Source organism: Pseudomonas sp. DrBHI1, assembly GCF_002205115.1.
In the GTDB taxonomy this organism is placed as follows: domain Bacteria; phylum Pseudomonadota; class Gammaproteobacteria; order Pseudomonadales; family Pseudomonadaceae; genus Aquipseudomonas; species Aquipseudomonas mosselii.
The window spans coordinates 26,810-48,726 of record NZ_NIBE01000069.1 but is presented as its reverse complement, the minus strand read 5'-3'; the positions used below and the strand labels follow the sequence as shown (position 1 = coordinate 48,726).

Sequence of the window (21,917 nt, the reverse complement as noted above, 5' to 3'; positions counted from 1 at the left end):
CCCACAGATGCCTGCAAAGGCAGCGTGGGAGCGGGCTTGCCCCGCGATGGCCTCAACGCAGACCGCGCTGGACCTCGTCGAGGTCGCGGATGTACTTGAACACTTTACGCGCAGCCGCAGGCGGCTTGTTCCGCGCCTTCTCGTGCTGGGCATGACGGATCAGCGAGCGCAGGTGCTGGCGATCGGTGTCGGGGAACTCGTTGACGAAGCGTTCGAGGTCCTCGTCGTTGCCGTCGATCAGGCGATCGCGCCAGCGCTCGAGGCCGTGAAAGCGCTCGTTGTACTGGCGGGTCGAGCTGTCGACCTGCTCGAGCACGGCATGGATGGCGTCAAGGTCCTGCACGCGCATCAGCTTGCCGACGAACGACATGTGGCGTTTGCGGGCGCCGTGGGCGGTGTGCTTGCTGGCCTCTTCCAGCGCCTTGCGCAGCTCGTCGGTCAACGGCAGGCGGGCCAGGGTGTCGGCCTTGAGGGTGGTGAGGCGCTCACCGAGCTCGACCAGCGCATGCAGCTCGCGCTTGATCTGGGTTTTGCTTTTTTCGCCGTCGAAGGCGTCGTCGTAAGAATCAACCATGGGGGCAGTCCGCAGGAAATCGCCGCCATGATAACCAGTCGGGGGCCGCTTGTCCGGCCCGGTCGTAGAATGACCCACGCCGTACGCAGAATTTTCAGTGGAGAGAACCATGAGTGCAGTCCAGAGCGTAGGCCCCAAGGACCTGCCGGCGTTGCAGGAACAGGTCGAGGCGATCGTCGCCGAGGCGCGCCGCCAGGGCGCCAGCGCCTGCGAAGTAGCGGTGTCGCTGGAGCAGGGCCTGTCCACCACGGTGCGCCAGCGCGAAGTCGAGACGGTCGAGTTCAACCGCGACCAGGGCTTCGGCATCACCCTCTACGTTGGCCAGCGCAAGGGTTCGGCCAGCACCTCGGCCAGCGGCCCTGAGGCGATCCGCGAGACCGTCGCGGCGGCCCTGGCAATCGCCAAGCATACCTCCGAGGACGCGTGTTCGGGGCTGGCCGATGCCGCCTTGATGGCCCGCGAGATCCCTGATCTGGACCTGTACCACGACTGGGACATCGAGCCGGAGAAGGCCATCGAGATGGCGCTGGCCTGCGAGGCGGCGGCGTTCGACGCCGACAAGCGCATCCTCAACGCCGATGGCACCACCCTCAACACCCACCAGGGCGTGCGGGTCTATGGCAACAGCCACGGCTTCATCGGCGGTTATGCGTCCACCCGGCACAGCCTCAGCTGCGTGATGATCGCCGAAGCCGAAGGGCAGATGCAGCGCGACTACTGGTACGACGTCAATCGCCAGGGCAACCTGCTGGCCGACCCGCGCAGCATTGGCCAGCGCGCCGCGCAACGCGCCGCCAGCCGTCTGGGCGCGCGTCCGGTGCCGACCTGCGAGGTGCCGGTGCTGTTCTCGGCGGAGCTTGCCGGCGGCCTGTTCGGCAGCTTCCTGTCGGCGATTTCCGGCGGCAACCTGTACCGCAAGTCGTCGTTCCTCGAAGGCACCCTCGGCCAGCGCCTGTTCCCCACCTGGCTGACCCTTGATGAGCGTCCACACATCCCGCGTGCGCTGGGCAGCGCGGCGTTCGACGGCGATGGCCTGGCCACCTACGCCAAGCCGTTCGTCGACAAGGGCGAGCTGGTGTCCTACATCCTGGGCACCTATTCCGGGCGCAAGCTGAGCCTGCCGAGCACCGCCAACGCCGGGGGCGTGCATAACCTGTTCGTCACCCACGGTGTGGAAGACCAGGCGGCATTGATTCGCCGCATGGGTCGCGGCCTGCTGGTGACCGAGCTGATGGGGCATGGCCTGAACATGGTGACCGGTGACTATTCTCGTGGTGCGGCGGGCTTCTGGGTCGAAAACGGCGAGATCCAGTTCCCGGTCCAGGAAGTGACCATCGCCGGCAATATGAAGGATATGTTCCAGCAGATCGTGGCGATCGGCAGCGATATCGAGACCCGCAGCAATATCCACAGTGGCTCGGTGCTGATCGAACGGATGACGGTGGCAGGCAGCTGATCGGCGCTCTGTCATCAGCAGGGAAGTAGCAGTGCGTGGGAGCGGGCTTGTCCCGCGATAATCTTACCTGCAATCGCGAGGCAAGCTCGCTCCCACGCTGCCCTGCTCATACCTTGTAAAAGACCCGGCCATCGCGCCGGGTTTCTTTTGCCCATTGCTCGACTTGAACTGATTCTAGTTATCACATAATAATGAATATCATTATCCAGTAACTTGGCGATGATGTTCATGAAATCCGTCCTCCACGAACTGCCTTACCTGGAAAACTGGCGCTGGCTCAGCCGGCGCATCCGCTGCGCGCTCGAACCCGACGAGCCGCGTCTGATCGAGCATTACCTGGCCGAAGGCCGCTACCTGGTGTGCTGCACCGAAACCTCGCCCTGGACCGTGGCGCTGACCGCCTTCCGCCTGCTGTTGGATACCGCCAACGATCGCATGCTGCCGTGGCATTGGCGCTGCCTGTGCCTGGACCAGGCCTGGCGGCCCTTGCTCGACCTGCGCAACCTCGATCGCCGCGAACAAAACCTGCGCTGGCAGCCCTACGCGATGCAGCTCGCCAACAGCGTGCTGCTGCCGTCGATTTCTCCCGAAGAACTGATGCAAGGACTTGAAGATGAGTGATACCCGTATCGAGCGTGACAGCATGGGCGAACTGCAGGTGCCGGCCCAGGCCCTGTACGGTGCCCAGACCCAGCGCGCGGTCGACAACTTCCCGGTCAGCGGCAAGCCGATGCCGGCCCAGTTCATCCGTGCCTTGCTGCTGGCCAAGGCGGCTGCGGCCAAGGCCAACGTCGAGCTGTCCCAGCTGAGCGCGGGGCAGGGCGAGGCCATCGTCAGGGCGGTGGAGCAACTGCTGGCCGGCGACTTCATCCAGCACTTCCCGGTGGATGTGTTCCAGACCGGTTCCGGCACCAGTTCGAACATGAACGCCAACGAGGTCATCGCCACCCTGGCCAGCCGCGTGCTGGGCGAGCCGGTCAATGCCAACGACCACGTCAACTGTGGCCAGAGCAGCAACGACATCATCCCCACCACCATCCACGTCAGCGCCGCCCTGGCCCTGCACGAGCAATTGTTACCGGCCCTGCGCCACCTCACCCAGGTGATCGAGGCCAAGGCGGTCGAAGTGCACAAGCACGTGAAGACCGGCCGCACCCACCTGATGGATGCCATGCCGGTGCGCATGAGCCAGGTGCTCGAAGGCTGGGCCGCGCAGGTCAAGGGCGCCCAGGCGCATATCGAAGCCACCCTGCCGAGCCTGCAGGCCTTGGCTCAGGGCGGTACTGCCGTGGGCACCGGCATCAACGCCCACCCGCAGTTCGCCGCAGGCTTTGCCCGCCAGTTAAGTGGCCTGACCCAGGTCAAGTTCACCCCCGGCGAGAACCTGTTCGCCCTGATCGGCTCCCAGGACACCGCCGTGGCCCTGTCCGGCCAGCTCAAGACCGCCGCCGTGGCGCTGATGAAGATCGCCAACGACCTGCGCTGGATGAACTCCGGCCCGCTCGCCGGCCTGGGTGAAATCGAGTTGCAGGGTCTGCAGCCGGGCTCGTCGATCATGCCGGGCAAGGTCAACCCGGTGATCCCGGAGGCCACCGCCATGGTCGCGGCCCAGGTGATCGGCAACGATGCCACCATCGCCGTGGCCGGGCAGTCGGGCAACTTCGAGCTCAACGTGATGCTGCCGGTGATCGCCCGCAACCTGCTGGAAAGCATCGAGCTGATGGCCAACGTCAGCCGCCTGCTGGCCGACAAGGCCATCGCCAGCTTCAAGGTCAATGACACCAAGCTCAAGGAGGCGCTGTCGCGCAACCCGATCCTGGTCACTGCGTTGAACCCGATCATCGGCTACCTCAAGGCCGCCGAGATCGCCAAGACCGCCTACAAGCAGGGGCGCCCGATCATCGACGTGGCGCTGGAGCACACCGACTTGTCGCGTGACCAGCTCGAGGCGCTGCTGGATCCGGAAAAACTCACTGCCGGCGGCATCTGAGCCCGGGCCGCCCAGGAGACACGTCATGCAGCACTGGAAACACACCACGCAAGACGCCAACCGCCTGTTCGAGCAGGGCGAGCTGGTCGATGCCCGGGAACACTACCTGCAAGCCCTGGCCCTGGCCCAGGTGCTGTTCGAGCGCTGGCATGACGTCGACGAGGCGGTGGCCGCACTGGTCATCGCCCATCACAACCTGGCCGACCTGCACCTGCGCCTGAACCAGCCGCAGGAAAGCGCCGACTACCTGTGCGCGGCGCACCAGCGGCTGCTCCAGGCCAGTCAGGACCCGCGCCTGCCCCAGGCCCTGCGCGACGCCGCGTTACGCCATAGCGGGCGCACCTACACCGAGTTGCTGAGCTTCATCGCCGAATACGGCCAATACCCGCGTACCGAGCGCCTGCTCAATCGGCAGGCTCCGGTGACCAGCGAGCTGGTCGTATATACGGATATCACTGATCGCACACCTGCCTACGGAATCCACTGACATGCCGCATACCTTGCCTGCGTTGCCCTATGCCTACGATGCGCTGGAGCCGCACATCGACACCCAGACCATGGAGATTCACCACAGCAAGCATCACCAGACCTATATCAACAATCTCAACGCCGCCATCGAGGGCACCGAGTGGGCCGAGTGGCCCGTGGAGCAGTTGGTGGGCGCGGTCAGGCAACTGCCCGAGAAGCTCCAGGGCGCGGTGATCAACCAGGGCGGTGGGCATGCCAACCACACCCTGTTCTGGACCGTCATGTCGCCCAAGGGCGGCGGCCAGCCGGCAGGGCAGGTGGCCAAGGCCATCGATGCGCAGCTCGGCGGCTTCGAGGCGTTCAAGGAGGCCTTCACCAAGGCCGCGCTGACCCGTTTCGGCAGCGGCTGGGCCTGGTTGAGCGTGACCCCGCAGAACACGCTGGTAGTTGAGAGCAGCGGCAACCAGGACAGCCCGCTGATGCACGGCAACACGCCGATCCTTGGCCTGGACGTGTGGGAGCACGCCTACTACCTGAAGTATCAGAACCGTCGTCCGGAATACATTGGCGCTTTCTACAACGTGGTCGACTGGGCCGAAGTGGAACGTCGCTACCTTGAAGCCCTGAAGTGAGCCTGACCGGTATGCGTGCCGAGGTGATGTCTGTCAGCAGTGTGCGCCTGTTCCGCCTGGCGCTTGGGACCATGCTGTTGCTGGTTGGCACCGCATTGTTGGTGGCACGCGGCATCGCCTGGCTGGACCTGGAACCGCGCATGTTGCGTGCCCTTGAGGGCGGCGCATTGTGCGCACTGGGGACGGCGTTGGGCGCGGTACCGGTGCTGGTGATCCGCAACATGCCGGTGGCCGTGGCCGATACCTTGCTTGGCTTCGGTGCCGGCGTGATGCTGGCGGCCACCGCGTTCTCGCTGATCATGCCCGGGCTGGATGCGGCCCAATCCATCGGTTTCAGCCCGTGGGGCGCCGGTGGCCTGATCAGCGGCGGCCTGCTGTTCGGCGCGCTGTGCCTGTTCCTGGTCGACCTCAAGGTCTCTGGTGCTTCGCCAGAAGCCCTGGTCGGCAGCGATCAGCAACCGGTGATCGCGGCGCGAATCTGGTTGTTCGTCATCGCCATCATTGCCCATAACATCCCCGAAGGCATGGCCATTGGCGTGTCTGCTGGCGGTGGCATGCCCGATGCCGACAGCCTGGCCATGGGCATCGCGCTTCAGGATGTGCCGGAGGGTCTGGTAATCGCGCTGGTGCTGGCCGGGGCCGGCATGTCGCGGTTCAAGGCGTTCCTGATCGGCGCGGCGTCCGGGTTGGTCGAACCGCTGGCCGCGGTGATCTGCGCCTGGCTGGTGAACATCGCCGAACTGTTGCTACCGCTGGGCTTGGCCTGTGCGGCGGGGGCGATGCTGCTGGTGGTGACCCAGGAGATCATTCCCGAATCGCGCAGTAACGGGCATCACCGCCTGGCGAGCCTGGGGCTGTGTGCCGGGTTCTGCCTGATGATGGTGATGGACACGGCGCTGTCTTGAGCCCGGCACATTCCCTGTAGGAGCGTGCGCAGTCGTTAACGGCGCTTACTCGCCTTCGTCGAAGAAGTTCTCGATCAACGCGACCAGTGCATCCATGGCCTCACCGTCCTGTTCGCCCTCGGTGTGCAGGTGCACCGGCGTGCCCTTGCCGGCGGCGAGCATCATCACCGCCATGATGCTCTTGCCGTCCACCAGCTTGTCCGGTGCGCGGCCGACCCGTACCTGGCAGGGAAAGCGACCGGCCACGCCGACGAACTTGGCGGCCGCCCGCGCATGCAGGCCCAGCTTGTTGATGATGGTGATTTCGCGGGCGGGCATCGTGGGGCGGATCCTGTGGGCTAGAGGTCGCGGTGGCGGACCTGGACGTTTTTCAGGGATTGCTGGAGCAGTTGGCCAAGCCGTTCGGTGATGTACACCGAGCGGTGGTGGCCGCCGGTACAGCCGATGGCGATGGTGACGTAAGCGCGGTTGCTGGCGGCGAAGCGCGGCAGCCACTTGAGCAGGTAGCCGGAGATGTCCTGGAACATTTCCTCGACGTCCGGCTGGGCGGCCAGGTAATCAATTACCGGCTGTTCGAGGCCGGAATGCTCACGAAGTTCCGGCTTCCAGTACGGATTGGGTAGGCAGCGCACGTCGAACACCAGGTCGGCGTCCACCGGCATGCCACGCTTGAAACCGAATGACTCGACCAGGAACGCGGTGCCTGGCTCGGGCTGGTTGAGCAGGCGCAGCTTGATCGAATCGCGCAGTTGATAGAGGTTCAGGCTGGTGGTGTCGATCTTCAGGTCGGCGAGGTCGGCGATCGGGCCGAGCAGCTCGCTTTCCACGCGGATCGCCTCGGCCAGCGAACGGCTGTCGTTGGTCAGCGGGTGGCGGCGGCGGGTTTCCGAGAAGCGCTTGAGCAGGGTGTCTTCGTCGGCGTCCAGGTACAGCACGTCGCACTGGATATGGCGCGAACGTGCATCTGTCAGCAGTTCGGGGAAGCGTGACAGGTGGCTGGGAAGGTTGCGCGCATCAATGGACACAGCGACCTTCGGTTGCAGCAGCTCGGTGTTGAGCAGCGCGTTTTCCGCCAGCTGCGGCAGCAGCCCGGCGGGCAGGTTGTCGATGCAGTAGTAGCCGTTGTCTTCCAGCACGTCGAGGGCGGTACTCTTACCGGAGCCGGAGCGGCCGCTGACGATGATCAGGCGCATGTTCAGTGCTCGTTCTGTACGTCCAGGACGACCTGGTAAAGGGTCTCGCTGCTGTCGGCGGCACGCAGGCGATCGCGGACCTCCTTGCGATCTAGCATGCTGGCGATCTGGCGCAGCAGTTCAAGGTGGGCATCGGTGGCAGCTTCCGGGACCAGCAGGACGAACAGCAGGTCGACCGGGGCACCATCGATGGCGTCATAATCAATGGGGGCATCCAGGTGCAGCAGGGCGCTTACTGGCGCGCTGCAACCCACAAGCCGGCAGTGCGGAATGGCGATGCCATTGCCAAAACCGGTGGAGCCGAGTTTTTCCCGAGCGATGAGCTTGTCGAAGACATCTTGCATCTCCAGCTCGGGTACTTGCTCGGCGATCAGGGTGGCGACCTTTTCCAGGGCGCGCTTCTTGCTGCCGCCCGGCACGTTCACGAGTGAACGGCCGGGGGTCAGGATGGTTTCAAGTCGGATCATGGATGAGGGGGATCAGCGGGCGGCTGCGCCTTGCAGCAGGCTTTGCTGTTTTTCCTTGTGTTTTTTCAGTTGGCGATCGAGTTTGTCGGCCAGGGCGTCGATCGCCGCGTACATGTCTTGGTGTTCAGCGTTGGCGACGACTTCGCCACCGGGAATCTGGAGTGTGGCTTCCACCTTCTGCTGCAGCTTCTCGACCTTCATGATCACCGTCGCATTGGTGATCTTGTCGAAATGACCCTCCACGCGGGCGAGCTTCTCGAGCACGTAATCGCGCAGTGGTTGGGTGACTTCTACATGCTGTCCACTGATGTTGACTTGCATACAGCTTCTCCTTTGTTGCCCGTGCATAAAGAGGCAGGTCTTGCACCTGCCACTGAAACGCTGTGGCACATCCTGGGGCTACATCAGTCGCTTGCGCTCGCTCGATGGGGCGATGCCCAACGATTCGCGGTACTTGGCGACGGTGCGACGGGCTACCTGGATGCCTTGTGCCTCCAGTAAACCAGCGATCTTGCTGTCACTCAATGGCTTTTTCTGATTTTCCGCCGCCACCAGTTTCTTGATGATCGCGCGAATCGCCGTGGACGAGCATTCGCCGCCTTCGGCGGTGCTCACGTGGCTGGAGAAAAAGTATTTCAGTTCGTAGATGCCGCGCGGGGTGTGCATGTATTTCTGCGTGGTCACCCGGGAAATGGTCGACTCGTGCATGCCCACCGCCTCGGCGATATCGTGCAGCACCAGCGGCTTCATGGCCTCGTCGCCATGGTCGAGGAAGCCGCGCTGGTGCTCGACGATCTGTGTCGCCACCTTCATCAGCGTCTCGTTGCGGCTCTGCAGGCTCTTGATGAACCAGCGCGCTTCCTGCAGCTGGTTGCGCATGAAGGTGTTGTCGGCGCTGGTGTCGGCGCGGCGAACGAAGCCGGCGTACTGCGGGTTGACCCGCAGGCGCGGTACCGCTTCCTGGTTGAGCTCGACCAGCCAGCGCTCGCTGTCCTTGCGCACGATGACGTCGGGCACGACGTACTCGGGCTCGCTGGACTCGATCTGCGAGCCGGGGCGCGGGTTGAGGGTCTGCACCAGTTCGATGACCTGGCGCAGCTCGTCTTCCTTGAGCTTCATGCGGCGCATCAGCTGGCTGTAGTCGCGGCTGCCGAGCAGGTCGATGAAGTCGGTGACCAGGCGCTGGGCCTCACCCATCCAAGGCGTCGAGGCCGGCAGTTGGCGCAGTTGCAGCAGCAGGCATTCGCCCAGGGAGCGGGCGCCGATGCCGGCGGGTTCGAACTGCTGGATGCGGTGCAGCACCGCCTCGACCTCGTCCAACTCGATGTCGAGTTCCGGGTCGAAGCCTGCGCAGATTTCCTCGAGGGAGTCCTCCAGGTAGCCCTGGCCGTTGATGCTGTCGATCAGGGTGACGGCGATCAGGCGGTCGGTGTCGGACATCGGCGCCAGGTTGAGCTGCCACAGCAGGTGACTCTGCAGGCTCTCGCCGACCGAGGTGCGGGTGGTGAAGTCCCACTCGTCGTCATCATTGCTCGGCAGGCTACTGGCGCTGGTCTGGTAGATGTCCTCCCAGGCGGTGTCGACCGGCAGTTCGTTGGGGATGCGCTCGGCCCATTCGCCGTCTTCGAGGTTTTCAGCGGTGCTGCTGGTACTGGTTTCCTGGAAGCTGTTGTCCTGGACTTCGGCGGCCGGCTTGTTCTCGGCGTTGTCCGCCATCGGGTCGCTGTTGTCGAAGTCCTCGCCGTCTTCCTGACGTTCGAGCATCGGATTGGACTCCAGCGCTTCCTGGATTTCCTGCTGGAGGTCCAGGGTGGAGAGCTGAAGCAGACGGATGGCCTGTTGCAACTGCGGGGTCATCGTCAGTTGCTGGCCCATTTTTAGGACGAGCGATGGTTTCATGGCTGGGGCTTGATACCTTGTTGCCGGCGCGCATGCGCCATCCACTACACGGAGGGCGCCTGGGCGCCGATTTTAAGCAAGTTATATGCCTGAAATTGCAGCGTTTGCCTAGAGCACTGTAACAACTTAAGCCTCGAACAGGCGCCTGCGCCAGTGCTCCGGGCAGGCCAGGGTCAGAGTCGGAACTCGTGCCCCAGGTATACTTCCTTGACCAGCTGGTTGGCCAGGATGGTCTCGGCGTCGCCTTCGGCGATCAGCTGGCCATCGTTGACGATGTAGGCGGTCTCGCAGATGTCCAGGGTCTCGCGAACGTTGTGGTCGGTGATCAGTACGCCGATACCCTTGTTCTTGAGGTGGTGGATGATCTGCTTGATGTCGCCGACAGAGATCGGGTCGACACCGGCAAAGGGTTCGTCCAGCAGGATGAACTTGGGCGCGGTGGCCAGGGCACGGGCGATCTCGACGCGGCGGCGTTCGCCGCCGGAGAGGCTCATGCCGAGGTTGTCGCGGATATGGCTGATGTGGAACTCCTGCAGCAGGCTTTCCAGCTCCTTGCGCCGACCGTCACGGTCGAGGTCCTTGCGTGTCTCGAGGATGGCCATGATGTTGTCGGCCACCGACAGCTTGCGGAAGATCGAGGCTTCCTGCGGCAGGTAGCCGATACCGGCCTTGGCGCGCCCGTGCATGGGTTGGTGGCTGACGTCGAGGCTGTCGATCAGCACGCGACCTTGGTCGGCCTGGACCAGGCCGACGATCATGTAGAAACAGGTGGTCTTGCCGGCGCCGTTGGGGCCTAGCAGGCCGACGATCTGGCCGCTGTCGATGGACAGGCTGACGTCGCGAACGACCTGCCGGCCCTTGTAGCTCTTGGCCAGGTGCTGGGCTTTGAGGGTTGCCATTTACTCGGCCTTTTTCTTCGGTTGAATGACCATGTCGATGCGCTGACGTGGTGCAGTCACGTTGCCACCGCGACCGGCGGTAGCCACCTGGGTCTTGGTGTTGTAGACGATCTTCTCGCCTTCGGTGGTGTTGCCTTCGTTCTCGACCTTGGCGCGATCGGTGAGGATCACCATGTCTTTCTGCGCCTGGTACTGGATGGTCACGGCCCAGCCTTTCATCTTGTCGGGCTTGGCGGCGCTCTGCTGTTGCTCGAAGTAGGCCAGGTTGCCCACCGAGGTGACCACGTCGATGTCGCCGGAGGCGGCGCGGGTCATGGTCACGGTGTTGCCTTTGATCATCATCGAACCCTGGGTGATGATCACGTCGCCGGTATAGGTGGCAACGCCCTGCTTGTCGTCCAGGTGGGCGTTGTCCGCCTGGATGCGGATCGGCTGGTCACGGTCGTTCGGCAGGGCGAAGGCGCTCGCGCTTCCCAGTGCTACGCCCAGGCTGAGCAGAAGGGGGATGGTTTTAACGAGCCTCATACTGTCCTCTTACGTTAGAGAGCAGGTCCATCCTGCCTTCTTTCAAATACGCTTTCATTCCTTTGCCCGTAGTCGTGCCACCGGCGCCGTCGATTCTAACGGCTTGCTCGGTCTGCGCATATTGCTTCTGCGGGAACACGGTCATGCGTGTGCTGGTGATGATGGTTTCACGTTGCTTCTCGTCGGTGCGCGCCACGCGCACATCGTCGATCAGCTCGACCTCGGTGCCGTCCGGATTGACCTCGGCGCGCTTGCTCTGCACGTGCCAGGGATACTCGGTGCCACGGTACATGTGCAGGTCGGGCGTGGTCACCAGGGTGACCTCGCTGGCCTTCAAATGCTCAACCTTGGCGGCGGTCATCTCGTACTGCAGCTTGCCGTCGGGCAGGAACTGCAGGCTGTGGGCGTTGATCGCATAGTAGTCGATGGCGCTCTGGTCGACCTGGGCCTGCGGCTGGTCGAGGAAGCTCTCCGGGCTGATATTCCAATAGCCTACTGCAACGAGCACGGCGGCGATCCCGCCTAGCAGCGCGACATTTCTGATCTTCTTGCTGAGCATGGGCAGCCTTACAGGTAATGGGCGTTGGCAGCGTCCAGGGTGCCCTGGGCCTGCATGATCAGTTCGCAGAACTCGCGGGCGGCGCCTTCGCCGCCGCGAGCCTGGGTAACGCCATGGGCGTGCTGGCGAACGAATGCCGCGGCGTTGTGCACCGCCATGCCCAGGCCGACGCGGCGGATCACCGGCAGGTCGGGCAGGTCGTCGCCGAGGTAGGCGACCTGTTCATAGCTTAGATTGAGTTCGGCGAGCAGGCCGTCGAGCACCACCAGTTTGTCCTCGCGGCCCTGGAACAGGTGCGGGATGCCGAGGTTCTTCGCCCGGCGCTCGACCACCGGGGTCTTGCGCCCGCTGATGATCGCGGTGGTCACGCCCGCGGCCATGAGCATCTTGATGCCGTGGCCGTCGAGGGTGTTGAAGGTCTTGAACTCGCTGCCGTCCTCGAGGAAGTACAGGCGGCCGTCGGTGAGCACGCCGTCGACGTCGAACACCGCCAGCTTGATGGCCTTGGCGCGTTGCATCAGGTCCTGGTTCATTTACATCACTCCGGCGCGCAGCAGGTCGTGCATGTTCAGGGCGCCGGTCGGGCGGTCTTCCTGATCGACGACCACCAGCGCGCTGATCTTGTGGTCTTCCATGATCTTCAGCGCCTCGGCGGCGAGCATCTCGGCGCGGGCGGTCTTGCCGTGCACGGTCATGACCTCGTCGATGAGGGTCTTGTGCACGTCGATGTTGCGGTCCAGGCTGCGGCGCAGGTCACCGTCGGTGAACACGCCGGCGAGCTTGCCGTCGTCACCCAGGACCACGGTCATGCCCAGACCCTTACGAGACATTTCAAGCAGCGCGTCCTTGAGCAGGGTGCCGCGCTTCACCAGGGGCAGCTCCTCGCCGGCATGCATGACGTTCTCGACCTTCAGCAGCAGGCGACGACCCAACGCGCCCCCGGGGTGGGAGAAGGCGAAATCCTCGGCGGTGAAGCCGCGGGCCTCGAGCAGGGCGATGGCCAGGGCGTCGCCCAGCGCCAGTGCGGCGGTGGTGGAGGAGGTCGGCGCCAGGTTGAGCGGGCAGGCCTCCTGGGCGACGCTGGCGTCGAGATTGACCTCGGCGGCCTGGGCCAGGGGCGAGCCCGGGTTGCCGGTCAGGCTGATCATCTGGATGCCCAGGCGCTTGATCAGCGGCAGCAGGGTGACGATCTCGGCGGTGCTGCCGGAGTTGGACAGGGCAAGAATGACATCGTCCCGGGTGATCATGCCCATGTCGCCGTGGCTGGCCTCGGCCGGGTGCACGAAGAACGCCGGGGTGCCCGTGCTGGCCAGGGTGGCGGCGATCTTGTTGCCGATATGCCCCGACTTGCCCATGCCCACCACCACGACCCGTCCCTTGCTGGCCAGGATCAGCTCGCAGGCCTTGACGAAGTCACCGTCGATGCGGGCCAGCAGGGCCTCCACGGCCTCGAGTTCGAGGCGCAGGGTGCGCTGGGCGGATTGGATCAGCTCGCTGGATTGGGTCATGTTGAAACGCAATGCCTGATGAAAAGGCGGCGATTATAGCCGTAATGTGTGAAAGGCTCATCCTTCGAATGTCATATGGATGCCACACCAGCCTGTCTGCGGCCTGAACGAGTGGGGGGACGCCCTTGGGGCGGGCCTATCAGCGGTGCTATAGTTCGCCGCTATTCGGCCCGCAGGGGACCTGTGTGCCTTCAAGATGAAGGCAGGCGTCCACATGACGAGGCTGCACTAGCAAGGAGTCTAGATGAGTGTGGATAGCGCCTACGCGGTCGAGTTGAAGGGTGTCACCTTCAAGCGCGGTTCGCGCAGCATTTTCAGCAACGTGGACATACGCATTCCCCGCGGCAAGGTCACCGGCATCATGGGGCCTTCGGGATGCGGCAAGACCACCTTGCTGCGCCTGATGGGCGCGCAGTTGCGCCCGTCCGGTGGCGAGGTCTGGGTCAACGGGCAGAACCTTCCCGCGCTGTCGCGCAGCGACCTGTTCGACGCGCGTAAGCAGATGGGCGTGCTCTTTCAGAGTGGTGCGCTGTTCACCGACCTGGATGTGTTCGAGAACGTGGCCTTCCCGCTGCGGGTTCATACGCAGCTGTCGGACGAGATGATCCGTGACATCGTGTTGATGAAGTTGCAGGCCGTGGGCTTGCGCGGCGCCATCGACCTGATGCCCGACGAGTTGTCCGGCGGCATGAAGCGCCGCGTGGCGCTGGCACGGGCGATCGCCCTCGATCCGCAGATCCTCATGTACGACGAGCCGTTCGTCGGGCAGGACCCCATCGCCATGGGCGTGTTGGTGCGCCTTATCCGCCTGCTCAACGACGCCCTGGGCATCACTAGTATCGTGGTTTCCCACGATCTCGCGGAAACCGCGAGCATCGCCGACTACATCTATGTGGTTGGCGACGGCCAGGTGCTGGGGCAGGGCACGCCGGACGAACTGATGGGCTCGGACAACCCGCGCATCCGCCAGTTCATGAAAGGCGACCCGGACGGCCCGGTACCTTTCCACTTCCCTGCGCCTGACTACCGCGCCGATCTGTTGGGGACGCGTTGATGCGCAGAAAATCCTTACTCGAACGTATCCGTCTGTTCGGCCGTTCGGCCATCGATGTACTGGCCGTGCTGGGACGCTCGTGCCTGTTCCTCGGCCATTCGCTGGGTGGACGCAGCGGCATCGGCGGCGGTTTCCAGCTGCTGGTCAAGCAACTGTACTCGGTGGGCGTATTGTCGCTGGCGATCATCGTCGTGTCCGGCGTGTTCATCGGCATGGTACTGGCCCTGCAGGGCTACAGCATCCTCACCAAGTACGGCTCGGAGCAGGCTGTGGGGCAAATGGTCGCCCTGACCCTGCTGCGCGAGCTGGGGCCGGTGGTCACCGCCTTGCTGTTCGCCGGCCGCGCGGGCTCCGCGCTGACCGCCGAGATCGGCAACATGAAGTCCACCGAGCAGCTGTCGAGCCTGGAGATGATCGGCGTCGACCCGCTCAAGTACATCGTCGCCCCCAGGCTGTGGGCCGGTTTCATCTCGCTGCCGCTGCTGGCGCTTATCTTCAGCGTGGTCGGCATCTGGGGTGGCTCGTGGGTCGCCGTGGACTGGCTGGGCGTCTATGAAGGTTCGTTCTGGGCCAACATGCAGAACAGCGTTTCGTTCAGCGACGACGTGATCAACGGGCTGATCAAGAGTCTGGTGTTCGCTTTCGTCGTCACCTGGATCGCCGTATTCCAGGGGTACGACTGTGAGCCCACCTCAGAAGGGATCAGCCGTGCCACCACCAAGACCGTGGTCTATGCCTCGCTGGCAGTCCTGGGTCTGGACTTTATTCTGACCGCCTTGATGTTTGGAGATTTCTGATGCAAAACCGCACCCTGGAAATCGGTGTCGGCCTGTTCCTCCTGGCCGGGATCCTGGCGCTGCTGCTGCTGGCCCTGCGTGTCAGCGGGCTGTCGGCCAGCCCGAGCAGCGACACATATAAAGTTTATGCTTATTTTGACAATATCGCCGGTTTGACGGTCAGAGCTAAGGTGACCATGGCCGGTGTGACCATCGGCAAGGTCACGGCCATCGATCTGGACCGCGATTCCTACACTGGCCGGGTTACGCTGCAGCTGGACAAGCATGTCGACAACCTGCCGACCGACTCCACTGCCTCGATCCTGACCGCAGGCCTGCTGGGCGAGAAGTACATCGGTATCAGCGTGGGCGGCGAGGACGCGGTACTCAAGGATGGCAGCACCATCCACGACACCCAGTCGGCACTGGTGCTGGAAGACCTGATCGGCAAGTTCCTGCTCAACTCGGTGGGCAAGGAACCGAAAGAAGCGCAACCGGCTAATTAAGGAGTTTCCATGATTTCGATCCTGCGACGTGGCTTGCTGGTTCTGCTGGCGGCCTTCCCCCTGCTGGCCCTGGCGGCGCCGGGGCAATCCGCCCGTGATGTGATCCAGGGCACCACCACGCAGTTGCTCAGCGACCTGAAGGCCAACAAGGAGCAGTACAAGGCCAACCCCGAGGCCTTTTACAGCGCGCTTAACAGCAACCTTGGCCCGGTGGTCGATGCCGACGGTATTTCCAAGAGCATCATGACCGTCAAGTACTCGCGCAAGGCGACCCCTGCGCAGATGCAGCGCTTCCAGGAGAACTTCAAGCGCAGCCTGATGCAGTTCTACGGCAACGCCTTGCTGGAGTACAACAACCAGGGCATCACCGTCGATCCGGCCAAGGCCGAGGGTGATGATCGCACCAGCGTCGGCATGAAGATCACCGGCACCAACGGCGCGGTCTATCCGGTGCAATACACCATGGTCAAGCTGGACGGCGAGTGGAAGGTGCGTAACGTCATCGTCAACGGCATCAACATCGGCAAGCTGTTCCGCGACCAGTTCCAGGACGCCATGCAGCGCAACGGCAACAACCTGGACAAGACCATCGACGGCTGGGCCGGCGAAGTGGCCAAGGCCAAGGAAGCGGCGGACAGCTCGCCGGATAAGGAAGTCAAATGAGTGACGCCGCCGTGAGCATGGCCGAGCCGGGCGTCCTCTCCCTGGCAGGCGTGCTGGACTATCGCAGCGGTCCGGCCCTGCGCAAGCAGGGCAAGGCGCTGGTCACGGCGTGCCGCGAACCACGCCTGGTGCTCGACTGCTCTGCGGTGGAGAAGTCCAGCAGCGTCGGCCTGTCGTTGCTGCTGGGCTTCATGCGCGATGCGCAGGCGGCCGGCAAGACCTGGGAACTGCGCGGTATCCCGGAGGATATGCGGGAAATCGCCGGGGTCTATGACCTTGATGAAGTGCTGGCAGGCTGATGCCCTGCCGTTCGCGAAAGGCCCCTCGGTCAGCGCGCCCACTCATGGGCTTCGCAGGCGAGGGGCTTTTTTGTATGATGGCCGACCCGCGCGCGTTGGGCGCCGATCGAGGTTGAGCATGCAGGCCGTAGAAGTCAAAAGCTTTCTGGAAGAGAAATTGCCGGGAACCCGGGTCGAAGTTGAAGGCGAAGGCTGCAACTTCCAGTTGAACGTGATCAGCGATGAGCTGGCCGGCCAGAGCCCGGTCAAGCGCCAGCAGGCGATCTATGCTCACCTCAATCCGTGGATCGCCAACGGCAGCATTCACGCGGTAACCATGAAATTCTTCAGCAGCGCAGCCTGGGCTGAGCGCACCTGAGCCAACTTGGCGGCGAGATACGTATGGACAAACTGATTATCACTGGCGGCCCGCGCCTCGACGGCGAGATCCGCATTTCCGGCGCGAAGAACGCTGCCCTGCCGATTCTCTCGGCCACCCTGCTGGCCGATGGTCCGGTTACGGTCGGCAACCTGCCGCACCTGCACGACATCACCACCATGATCGAGCTGTTCGGTCGCATGGGCATCGAGCCTGTGATCGACGAGAAGCTCTCGGTGGAAATCGATCCGCGCACCATCAAGACCCTCGTCGCGCCCTATGAGCTGGTCAAGACCATGCGCGCCTCGATCCTGGTGCTCGGTCCGATGGTCGCCCGCTTCGGTGAGGCCGAAGTGGCGCTGCCGGGCGGTTGCGCCATCGGTTCGCGTCCGGTGGACCTGCACATCCGTGGCCTGGAGGCCATGGGTGCGAAAATCGATGTTGAAGGCGGCTACATCAAAGCCAAGGCACCCGAGGGCGGCCTGCGCGGCGCACACTTCTTCTTCGACACCGTCAGCGTCACCGGTACCGAGAACATCATGATGGCCGCCGCCCTGGCCAAGGGCCGCAGTGTGCTGCAGAACGCCGCCCGCGAGCCGGAGGTGGTCGACCTGGCCAACTTCCTGATCGCCATGGGTGCGAAGATTCAGGGCGCTGGCACCGACACCATCACCATCGATGGCGTCGAGCGCCTGCACTCGGCCAACTACCGGGTCATGCCTGACCGTATCGAAACCGGCACCTACCTGGTCGCCGCTGCCGTGACCGGCGGCCGCGTCAAGGTCAAGGACACCGATCCGACCATCCTCGAAGCCGTCCTCGAGAAACTCAAGGAAGCCGGCGCCGATATCACCACCGGTGAAGATTGGATCGAGCTGGACATGCACGGCAAGCGTCCGAAGGCCGTGAACCTGCGTACCGCCCCGTACCCAGCGTTCCCGACCGACATGCAGGCGCAGTTCATCTCGCTCAATGCCATCGCCGAAGGCACCGGCGCGGTGATCGAGACCATCTTCGAAAACCGCTTCATGCACGTCTACGAGATGCACCGCATGGGCGCGCAGATCCAGGTCGAGGGCAACACCGCCATCGTCACTGGCGTCAAGGCGCTCAAAGGTGCTCCGGTGATGGCCACCGACTTGCGCGCTTCCGCCAGCCTGGTACTGTCGGCGCTGGTCGCTGAAGGCGACACCCTGATCGACCGCATCTACCACATTGACCGTGGCTACGAGTGCATCGAGGAAAAACTGCAGATGCTGGGCGCGAAGATCCGTCGCGTACCGGGCTAGTCTGCATGGCGCAGGGATGCGCCCCGAATTTTATGCGGCCGGGCAGTGCCCGGCTGGCTATAGCTGCTTAAGGACCGACGTTCCAATGTTGACCATCGCGCTATCCAAAGGCCGGATTCTCGACGATACCCTGCCACTGCTGGCCGAAGCCGGTATTGTGCCGACCGAGAATCCGGACAAGAGCCGCAAGCTGATCATCCCGACCACCCAGGATGATGTCCGCCTGCTCATCGTGCGTGCCACCGACGTGCCGACCTATGTCGAGCATGGCGCCGCCGACCTCGGTGTGGCCGGCAAGGATGTGCTGATGGAATACGGCGGCCAGGGCCTGTACGAGCCCCTGGACCTGCAGATCGCCCAGTGCAAGCTGATGACCGCCGGCGTGACCGGCGCGCCCGAGCCCAAGGGCCGCCTGCGCGTGGCCACCAAGTTCGTCAACGTAGCCAAGCGCTACTACGCCGAGCAGGGCCGCCAGGTCGACATCATCAAGCTGTACGGCTCCATGGAGCTGGCCCCGCTGATCAACCTCGCCGATAAGATCATCGACGTGGTCGACACCGGCAACACCCTGCGCGCCAACGGCCTCGAGCCCCAGGAACTGATCGCCACGATCAGCTCGCGCCTGGTGGTCAACAAGGCTTCCATGAAAATGCAGCACGCCCGTATCCAGAGCCTGATCGACACCCTGCGCAACGCCGTCGAATCGCGACACCGCGGCTGACCTCTGCGCGCGACCTCCGCTGTCGCGCCCGTCTATCCGCGTCATAGCCAATTTTCTCAGGTGCCCGCGCGGATGGAGTGGTAGCTTTAGGGCGCCTGAACATCCGCTAATAACGAGGCCCTCGCCATGACCGTGTCCACTGCAATTGCCCGTCTCAACGCCGCTGACCAGGATTTCGCCCGACATCTGGATCATCTGCTGAGCTGGGAAAGCGTGTCCGATGACGCGGTCAACCAGCGCGTGCTCGACATCATCAAGGCCGTGCGCGAGCGCGGCGACGCGGCGTTGGTGGAGTTCACCCAGCGTTTCGACGGTGTCGATGCCACATCGATCAATGATCTGATCCTGGACCGCGCACGCCTGGAGCTGGCCCTGACCCGCATTACCCCGGTGCAGCGCGAAGCCCTGGAAAAAGCCGCCAACCGTGTGCGTATCTACCACGAACGGCAAAAGCAGGATTCCTGGCAGTACACCGAGGCCGACGGCACTGTGCTCGGCCAGAAAGTTACCCCGCTTGACCGCGCCGGCCTGTACGTGCCGGGCGGAAAAGCATCGTACCCGTCGTCGGTGCTGATGAACGCGATTCCGGCCAAGGTCGCCGGTGTGGCCGAGGTGGTGATGGTCGTGCCGACCCCGCGTGGCGAGGTCAACGAGCTGGTGCTGGCCGCGGCCTGCATCGCCGGGGTCGACCGGGTGTTCACCCTCGGTGGCGCCCAGGCGGTCGCGGCCTTGGCCTACGGCACCGAAAGCGTGCCGCAAGTCGACAAGATCGTCGGTCCGGGCAATATCTACGTGGCCACCGCCAAGCGCCATGTGTTCGGCCAGGTCGGCATCGACATGATCGCCGGCCCTTCGGAGATCCTGGTGGTGTGCGACGGCCAGACCGATCCGGACTGGATCGCCATGGACCTGTTCTCCCAGGCCGAGCACGACGAGGACGCCCAGGCCATCCTGGTCAGCCCGGATGCCGAGTTCCTCGATCGGGTGGCCGCCAGCATCGACAAGCTGCTGCCGACCATGGAGCGCGCCGAGATCATCGAGAAGTCGATCAACGGCCGAGGCGCGCTGATCCAGGTGCGTGACATGCAGCAGGCCATCGAGGTGGCAAACCGCATCGCCCCCGAGCACCTGGAGCTGTCGGTGGCTGATCCACAGGCCTGGTTGCCGCAGATCCGCCACGCCGGCGCGATCTTCATGGGCCGCCACACCAGCGAGGCGCTAGGCGACTACTGCGCCGGCCCCAACCACGTGCTGCCGACTTCCGGCACTGCGCGCTTCTCTTCGCCACTGGGCGTGTATGACTTCCAGAAGCGTTCGTCGATCATCTTCTGCTCCGAGCAGGGCGCGTCCGAGCTGGGTCACACCGCTTCGGTGCTGGCCCGGGGCGAATCGCTGACCGCTCATGCGCGCAGCGCCGAATACCGCATCCTCAACGAGAAGGGGAACTGAGCATGAGTCGTTTCTGGAGTCCCTTCGTCAAGGACTTGGTGCCTTACGTGCCGGGCGAGCAGCCCAAGCTTGCGCGGCTGGTCAAGCTGAACACCAACGAGAACCCTTATGGACCGTCGCCCAAGGCGCTGGAGGCCATGCGCGGCGAGCTTAACGACAACCTGCGGCTGTATCCGGACCCGAACGGTGACCGCCTCAAGCAGGCGGTGGCCGAGTATTACGGCGTGACGCCGGCGCAGGTGTTCGTTGGCAATGGATCGGACGAGGTGCTGGCGCACATCTTCCACGGCCTGTTCCAGCATGACCGTGGGCCGCTGCTGTTCCCGGACGTGAGCTACAGCTTCTACCCGGTGTATTGCGGCCTGTACGGTATCGCGTTCGAGCAGGTGGCGCTGGATGAGCATTTCCAGATTCGGGTTTCTGATTACAGCAAGCCCAATGCCGGGGTCATCTTCCCCAACCCCAATGCGCCGACCGGTTGCCTGTTGCCGCTTGAGGCGGTCGAGCAACTGCTGCAGGCCAACCGGGATTCGGTGGTGGTGGTCGATGAGGCCTATATCGATTTCGGTGGCGAGACGGCTATCAGCCTGGTCGATCGCTACGACAACCTGCTGGTGACCCAGACCTTGTCCAAGTCACGGTCGCTGGCGGGGCTCAGGGTTGGCCTGGCGGTGGGACATCCTGACCTGATCGAGGCGTTGGAGCGGATCAAGAACAGCTTCAACTCCTATCCGTTGGATCGCATGGCGATTGTCGGGGCGGCGGCTGCGTTCGACGACCGTGCGTATTTCGATCAGACCTGCCGCAAGGTTATCGAAAGCCGGGACGTGCTGGTTGCCGAGTTGGTGGCGCGTGGGTTCGAGGTGTTGCCTTCGGCGGCGAACTTCATCTTTGCCCGGCATCCCGGGCAGGATGCTGCCGGGATCGCGGCGCGCCTTCGTGAGCAGGGGGTGATTGTTCGGCACTTCAAACAGGAGCGGATTGCGCAGTTCCTGCGGATTACCGTTGGGACGCCGGAGATGAACCAGGCTTTGCTTGATGCTTTGAATTGATTTCAGGGGTTTGACTGGGGGCGGATTGGGGTTGGTTATTTTGACTTCTGATTCGCCCCTTGTTGTTGTTTGGTGGTTTTGGAAGTTGTATGCGCATTCATTTTTGATGTCGACGCTTATTCACCTTTCCGCCCTTACGGCGGGTCCCTTTTTGAAGGATCAAAAAGGAACCAAAAAATCCTCGCTCCATTCATCCGGCCCTGCGCTTCGCTCCGGGTTCCCTCACTCCGGCCTTGCTCCCGGGAGGACCGCGCTGAACGCCCCATCCTGGGGCGCAGCGCTTGACGGGCATCCATGCCCGTCACCTCCCTTCGCAAGACCTGCGTTCGGCCTCCTGAAGTCGCGAAGTTACGGGCGGCGACTGGACTGGCGCAGCTGTCGCTAGTTGAAGCGGAATTAATCTCTCGATTGTTTCGCGGGGCAAGCCCGCGATAGGCCGGAACAGCCAATATATAACTAATTTTCAAACAGTAAACTTCGCATTTTCCTGTTCTTGCTCTTGCTTTTAAGCGCGCGACAGTTCAGGCACCGCCAATTGCGACTTCAGGAGCGAGGGAACCCCGGAGCGAAGCGCAGGGCCGGATGAACGGAGCGGAACGGTTTTGCCTACTTTTCCCTAGAGAAAAGTAGGTCGCCGTAAAGGCGAAAAGGTGAATAAATGTCGATATATTCTAC

General features: G+C 63.5%; 28 protein-coding genes. 16 read left to right on the top strand and 12 right to left on the bottom strand.

Going from position 1 to position 21,917, the window contains the following annotated elements; all coding sequences use genetic code 11:
• Positions 1-52: 52 nt before the first annotated feature.
• Positions 53-574 (bottom strand): ribosome biogenesis factor YjgA, encoded by a 522-nt coding sequence (gene yjgA, locus CC207_RS15675; protein WP_028689647.1) that lies wholly within the window; start codon positions 572-574, stop codon positions 53-55.
• A gap of 109 nt (positions 575-683) precedes the next feature.
• On the opposite strand from yjgA, the gene pmbA reads away from it, so the two are divergent.
• Positions 684-2,030, top strand: a complete 1,347-nt coding sequence (pmbA, locus tag CC207_RS15670) for a metalloprotease PmbA (protein WP_028689648.1) — start codon at positions 684-686, stop codon at positions 2,028-2,030.
• Between the two features lie 14 nt (positions 2,031-2,044).
• Here pmbA and CC207_RS26800 read toward each other — a convergent pair whose 3' ends face one another.
• Positions 2,045-2,260, bottom strand: a complete 216-nt coding sequence (locus tag CC207_RS26800; RefSeq protein ID WP_143496126.1) for a hypothetical protein — start codon at positions 2,258-2,260, stop codon at positions 2,045-2,047.
• Here CC207_RS26800 and CC207_RS15665 point away from each other — a divergent pair.
• The 5 genes from CC207_RS15665 to CC207_RS15645 are packed head-to-tail and all read left to right on the top strand — an operon-like array spanning position 2,250 to position 6,025.
• Positions 2,250-2,651, top strand: a complete 402-nt coding sequence (locus tag CC207_RS15665; protein WP_028689649.1) for a hypothetical protein — start codon at positions 2,250-2,252, stop codon at positions 2,649-2,651. The two genes, CC207_RS26800 and CC207_RS15665, sit on opposite strands and share 11 nt — an antisense overlap.
• On the top strand, positions 2,644-4,020 hold the full coding sequence (locus CC207_RS15660) for a lyase family protein (RefSeq protein ID WP_028689650.1): 1,377 nt from the start codon (positions 2,644-2,646) through the stop codon (positions 4,018-4,020). Before CC207_RS15665 ends, CC207_RS15660 begins: the two co-directional genes overlap by 8 nt.
• A 25-nt stretch (positions 4,021-4,045) precedes the next feature.
• A complete protein-coding gene (locus CC207_RS15655) occupies positions 4,046-4,507 on the top strand; it encodes a hypothetical protein (RefSeq protein WP_028689651.1) in 462 nt (153 codons plus the stop codon).
• Position 4,508: 1 nt separating this feature from the next.
• Complete coding sequence (locus CC207_RS15650; RefSeq protein WP_028689652.1) at positions 4,509-5,120, top strand: superoxide dismutase; 612 nt, start codon at positions 4,509-4,511, stop codon at positions 5,118-5,120.
• An 11-nt stretch (positions 5,121-5,131) separates the two neighbouring features.
• Positions 5,132-6,025 (top strand): ZIP family metal transporter, encoded by an 894-nt coding sequence (locus CC207_RS15645; protein WP_088852393.1) that lies wholly within the window; start codon positions 5,132-5,134, stop codon positions 6,023-6,025.
• Positions 6,026-6,070: 45 nt separating this feature from the next.
• Here the strand turns inward: CC207_RS15645 and CC207_RS15640 are convergent, their stop codons facing one another.
• The 10 genes from CC207_RS15640 to CC207_RS15595 all read right to left on the bottom strand — a co-directional run bounded on the left by CC207_RS15640 (position 6,071) and on the right by CC207_RS15595 (position 13,075).
• Positions 6,071-6,343 carry an HPr family phosphocarrier protein gene (locus CC207_RS15640; protein ID WP_028689654.1) on the bottom strand — a complete coding sequence of 91 codons (273 nt, stop codon included), beginning with the start codon at positions 6,341-6,343 and terminating at the stop codon, positions 6,071-6,073.
• 20 nt (positions 6,344-6,363) lie between these two features.
• Positions 6,364-7,218 carry an RNase adapter RapZ gene (rapZ, locus tag CC207_RS15635; RefSeq protein WP_028689655.1) on the bottom strand — a complete coding sequence of 285 codons (855 nt, stop codon included), beginning with the start codon at positions 7,216-7,218 and terminating at the stop codon, positions 6,364-6,366.
• A gap of 2 nt (positions 7,219-7,220) precedes the next feature.
• A complete protein-coding gene (gene ptsN, locus CC207_RS15630; protein WP_028689656.1) occupies positions 7,221-7,685 on the bottom strand; it encodes a PTS IIA-like nitrogen regulatory protein PtsN in 465 nt (154 codons plus the stop codon).
• Between the two features lie 12 nt (positions 7,686-7,697).
• Positions 7,698-8,006, bottom strand: a complete 309-nt coding sequence (hpf, locus tag CC207_RS15625) for a ribosome hibernation-promoting factor, HPF/YfiA family (protein ID WP_011532415.1) — start codon at positions 8,004-8,006, stop codon at positions 7,698-7,700.
• 78 nt (positions 8,007-8,084) lie between these two features.
• A complete protein-coding gene (locus CC207_RS15620) occupies positions 8,085-9,584 on the bottom strand; it encodes an RNA polymerase factor sigma-54 (RefSeq protein ID WP_028689657.1) in 1,500 nt (499 codons plus the stop codon).
• Positions 9,585-9,757: 173 nt separating this feature from the next.
• Positions 9,758-10,483 carry an LPS export ABC transporter ATP-binding protein gene (gene lptB, locus CC207_RS15615; RefSeq protein WP_088852373.1) on the bottom strand — a complete coding sequence of 242 codons (726 nt, stop codon included), beginning with the start codon at positions 10,481-10,483 and terminating at the stop codon, positions 9,758-9,760.
• On the bottom strand, positions 10,484-11,008 hold the full coding sequence (lptA, locus tag CC207_RS15610) for a lipopolysaccharide transport periplasmic protein LptA (protein ID WP_011532418.1): 525 nt from the start codon (positions 11,006-11,008) through the stop codon (positions 10,484-10,486).
• A complete protein-coding gene (gene lptC, locus CC207_RS15605) occupies positions 10,995-11,567 on the bottom strand; it encodes an LPS export ABC transporter periplasmic protein LptC (protein ID WP_028689658.1) in 573 nt (190 codons plus the stop codon). Before lptC ends, lptA begins: the two co-directional genes overlap by 14 nt.
• 8 nt (positions 11,568-11,575) lie before the next feature.
• Positions 11,576-12,100, bottom strand: coding sequence for an HAD family hydrolase (locus CC207_RS15600; protein ID WP_028689659.1), 525 nt, complete (start codon positions 12,098-12,100; stop codon positions 11,576-11,578).
• A complete protein-coding gene (locus CC207_RS15595; RefSeq protein WP_028689660.1) occupies positions 12,101-13,075 on the bottom strand; it encodes a KpsF/GutQ family sugar-phosphate isomerase in 975 nt (324 codons plus the stop codon).
• Positions 13,076-13,319: 244 nt separating this feature from the next.
• Here CC207_RS15595 and CC207_RS15590 point away from each other — a divergent pair, with 244 nt between their 5' ends.
• The 10 genes from CC207_RS15590 (at position 13,320) to hisC (ending at position 21,242) form a co-directional block, all read left to right on the top strand.
• Positions 13,320-14,129, top strand: coding sequence for an ATP-binding cassette domain-containing protein (locus CC207_RS15590; RefSeq protein WP_028689661.1), 810 nt, complete (start codon positions 13,320-13,322; stop codon positions 14,127-14,129).
• Positions 14,129-14,926 (top strand): lipid asymmetry maintenance ABC transporter permease subunit MlaE, encoded by a 798-nt coding sequence (mlaE, locus tag CC207_RS15585; protein ID WP_028689662.1) that lies wholly within the window; start codon positions 14,129-14,131, stop codon positions 14,924-14,926. Before CC207_RS15590 ends, mlaE begins: the two co-directional genes overlap by 1 nt.
• Complete coding sequence (mlaD, locus tag CC207_RS15580) at positions 14,926-15,411, top strand: outer membrane lipid asymmetry maintenance protein MlaD (RefSeq protein ID WP_028689663.1); 486 nt, start codon at positions 14,926-14,928, stop codon at positions 15,409-15,411. Before mlaE ends, mlaD begins: the two co-directional genes overlap by 1 nt.
• 9 nt (positions 15,412-15,420) lie before the next feature.
• Positions 15,421-16,074, top strand: a complete 654-nt coding sequence (locus CC207_RS15575; protein WP_028689664.1) for a phospholipid-binding protein MlaC — start codon at positions 15,421-15,423, stop codon at positions 16,072-16,074.
• Positions 16,071-16,373: a lipid asymmetry maintenance protein MlaB gene (locus tag CC207_RS15570; protein WP_028689665.1), complete on the top strand. Its 303-nt coding sequence runs from the start codon at positions 16,071-16,073 to the stop codon at positions 16,371-16,373. The genes CC207_RS15575 and CC207_RS15570 overlap by 4 nt, the downstream gene beginning before the upstream one ends.
• Before the next feature lie 118 nt (positions 16,374-16,491).
• Complete coding sequence (locus CC207_RS15565) at positions 16,492-16,731, top strand: BolA family protein (protein ID WP_028689666.1); 240 nt, start codon at positions 16,492-16,494, stop codon at positions 16,729-16,731.
• Positions 16,732-16,754: 23 nt separating this feature from the next.
• A complete protein-coding gene (murA, locus tag CC207_RS15560; protein ID WP_028689667.1) occupies positions 16,755-18,020 on the top strand; it encodes a UDP-N-acetylglucosamine 1-carboxyvinyltransferase in 1,266 nt (421 codons plus the stop codon).
• Positions 18,021-18,105: 85 nt separating this feature from the next.
• The gene (gene hisG, locus CC207_RS15555; protein WP_011532429.1) at positions 18,106-18,741 is read left to right on the top strand and encodes an ATP phosphoribosyltransferase; all 636 of its coding nucleotides are present in this window, start codon (positions 18,106-18,108) and stop codon (positions 18,739-18,741) included.
• 126 nt (positions 18,742-18,867) lie between these two features.
• Positions 18,868-20,190, top strand: coding sequence for a histidinol dehydrogenase (gene hisD / locus CC207_RS15550; protein WP_028689668.1), 1,323 nt, complete (start codon positions 18,868-18,870; stop codon positions 20,188-20,190).
• A gap of 2 nt (positions 20,191-20,192) precedes the next feature.
• A complete protein-coding gene (gene hisC, locus CC207_RS15545; RefSeq protein WP_062364504.1) occupies positions 20,193-21,242 on the top strand; it encodes a histidinol-phosphate transaminase in 1,050 nt (349 codons plus the stop codon).
• Positions 21,243-21,917 lie beyond the last annotated feature (675 nt).

What these genes read in the sequence shown, in the direction of transcription:
- yjgA (WP_028689647.1), bottom strand. Translation starts at nt 574, where the DNA reads ATGGTTGATTCTTACGACGACGCCTTCGACGGCGAAAAAAGCAAAACC.
- pmbA (WP_028689648.1), top strand. Translation starts at nt 684, where the DNA reads ATGAGTGCAGTCCAGAGCGTAGGCCCCAAGGACCTGCCGGCGTTGCAG.
- CC207_RS15665 (WP_028689649.1), top strand. Translation starts at nt 2,250, where the DNA reads ATGATGTTCATGAAATCCGTCCTCCACGAACTGCCTTACCTGGAAAAC.
- CC207_RS26800 (WP_143496126.1), bottom strand. Translation starts at nt 2,260, where the DNA reads ATGAACATCATCGCCAAGTTACTGGATAATGATATTCATTATTATGTG.
- CC207_RS15660 (WP_028689650.1), top strand. Translation starts at nt 2,644, where the DNA reads ATGAGTGATACCCGTATCGAGCGTGACAGCATGGGCGAACTGCAGGTG.
- CC207_RS15655 (WP_028689651.1), top strand. Translation starts at nt 4,046, where the DNA reads ATGCAGCACTGGAAACACACCACGCAAGACGCCAACCGCCTGTTCGAG.
- CC207_RS15650 (WP_028689652.1), top strand. Translation starts at nt 4,509, where the DNA reads ATGCCGCATACCTTGCCTGCGTTGCCCTATGCCTACGATGCGCTGGAG.
- CC207_RS15645 (WP_088852393.1), top strand. Translation starts at nt 5,132, where the DNA reads ATGCGTGCCGAGGTGATGTCTGTCAGCAGTGTGCGCCTGTTCCGCCTG.
- CC207_RS15640 (WP_028689654.1), bottom strand. Translation starts at nt 6,343, where the DNA reads ATGCCCGCCCGCGAAATCACCATCATCAACAAGCTGGGCCTGCATGCG.
- rapZ (WP_028689655.1), bottom strand. Translation starts at nt 7,218, where the DNA reads ATGCGCCTGATCATCGTCAGCGGCCGCTCCGGCTCCGGTAAGAGTACC.
- ptsN (WP_028689656.1), bottom strand. Translation starts at nt 7,685, where the DNA reads ATGATCCGACTTGAAACCATCCTGACCCCCGGCCGTTCACTCGTGAAC.
- hpf (WP_011532415.1), bottom strand. Translation starts at nt 8,006, where the DNA reads ATGCAAGTCAACATCAGTGGACAGCATGTAGAAGTCACCCAACCACTG.
- CC207_RS15620 (WP_028689657.1), bottom strand. Translation starts at nt 9,584, where the DNA reads ATGAAACCATCGCTCGTCCTAAAAATGGGCCAGCAACTGACGATGACC.
- lptB (WP_088852373.1), bottom strand. Translation starts at nt 10,483, where the DNA reads ATGGCAACCCTCAAAGCCCAGCACCTGGCCAAGAGCTACAAGGGCCGG.
- lptA (WP_011532418.1), bottom strand. Translation starts at nt 11,008, where the DNA reads ATGAGGCTCGTTAAAACCATCCCCCTTCTGCTCAGCCTGGGCGTAGCA.
- lptC (WP_028689658.1), bottom strand. Translation starts at nt 11,567, where the DNA reads ATGCTCAGCAAGAAGATCAGAAATGTCGCGCTGCTAGGCGGGATCGCC.
- CC207_RS15600 (WP_028689659.1), bottom strand. Translation starts at nt 12,100, where the DNA reads ATGAACCAGGACCTGATGCAACGCGCCAAGGCCATCAAGCTGGCGGTG.
- CC207_RS15595 (WP_028689660.1), bottom strand. Translation starts at nt 13,075, where the DNA reads ATGACCCAATCCAGCGAGCTGATCCAATCCGCCCAGCGCACCCTGCGC.
- CC207_RS15590 (WP_028689661.1), top strand. Translation starts at nt 13,320, where the DNA reads ATGAGTGTGGATAGCGCCTACGCGGTCGAGTTGAAGGGTGTCACCTTC.
- mlaE (WP_028689662.1), top strand. Translation starts at nt 14,129, where the DNA reads ATGCGCAGAAAATCCTTACTCGAACGTATCCGTCTGTTCGGCCGTTCG.
- mlaD (WP_028689663.1), top strand. Translation starts at nt 14,926, where the DNA reads ATGCAAAACCGCACCCTGGAAATCGGTGTCGGCCTGTTCCTCCTGGCC.
- CC207_RS15575 (WP_028689664.1), top strand. Translation starts at nt 15,421, where the DNA reads ATGATTTCGATCCTGCGACGTGGCTTGCTGGTTCTGCTGGCGGCCTTC.
- CC207_RS15570 (WP_028689665.1), top strand. Translation starts at nt 16,071, where the DNA reads ATGAGTGACGCCGCCGTGAGCATGGCCGAGCCGGGCGTCCTCTCCCTG.
- CC207_RS15565 (WP_028689666.1), top strand. Translation starts at nt 16,492, where the DNA reads ATGCAGGCCGTAGAAGTCAAAAGCTTTCTGGAAGAGAAATTGCCGGGA.
- murA (WP_028689667.1), top strand. Translation starts at nt 16,755, where the DNA reads ATGGACAAACTGATTATCACTGGCGGCCCGCGCCTCGACGGCGAGATC.
- hisG (WP_011532429.1), top strand. Translation starts at nt 18,106, where the DNA reads ATGTTGACCATCGCGCTATCCAAAGGCCGGATTCTCGACGATACCCTG.
- hisD (WP_028689668.1), top strand. Translation starts at nt 18,868, where the DNA reads ATGACCGTGTCCACTGCAATTGCCCGTCTCAACGCCGCTGACCAGGAT.
- hisC (WP_062364504.1), top strand. Translation starts at nt 20,193, where the DNA reads ATGAGTCGTTTCTGGAGTCCCTTCGTCAAGGACTTGGTGCCTTACGTG.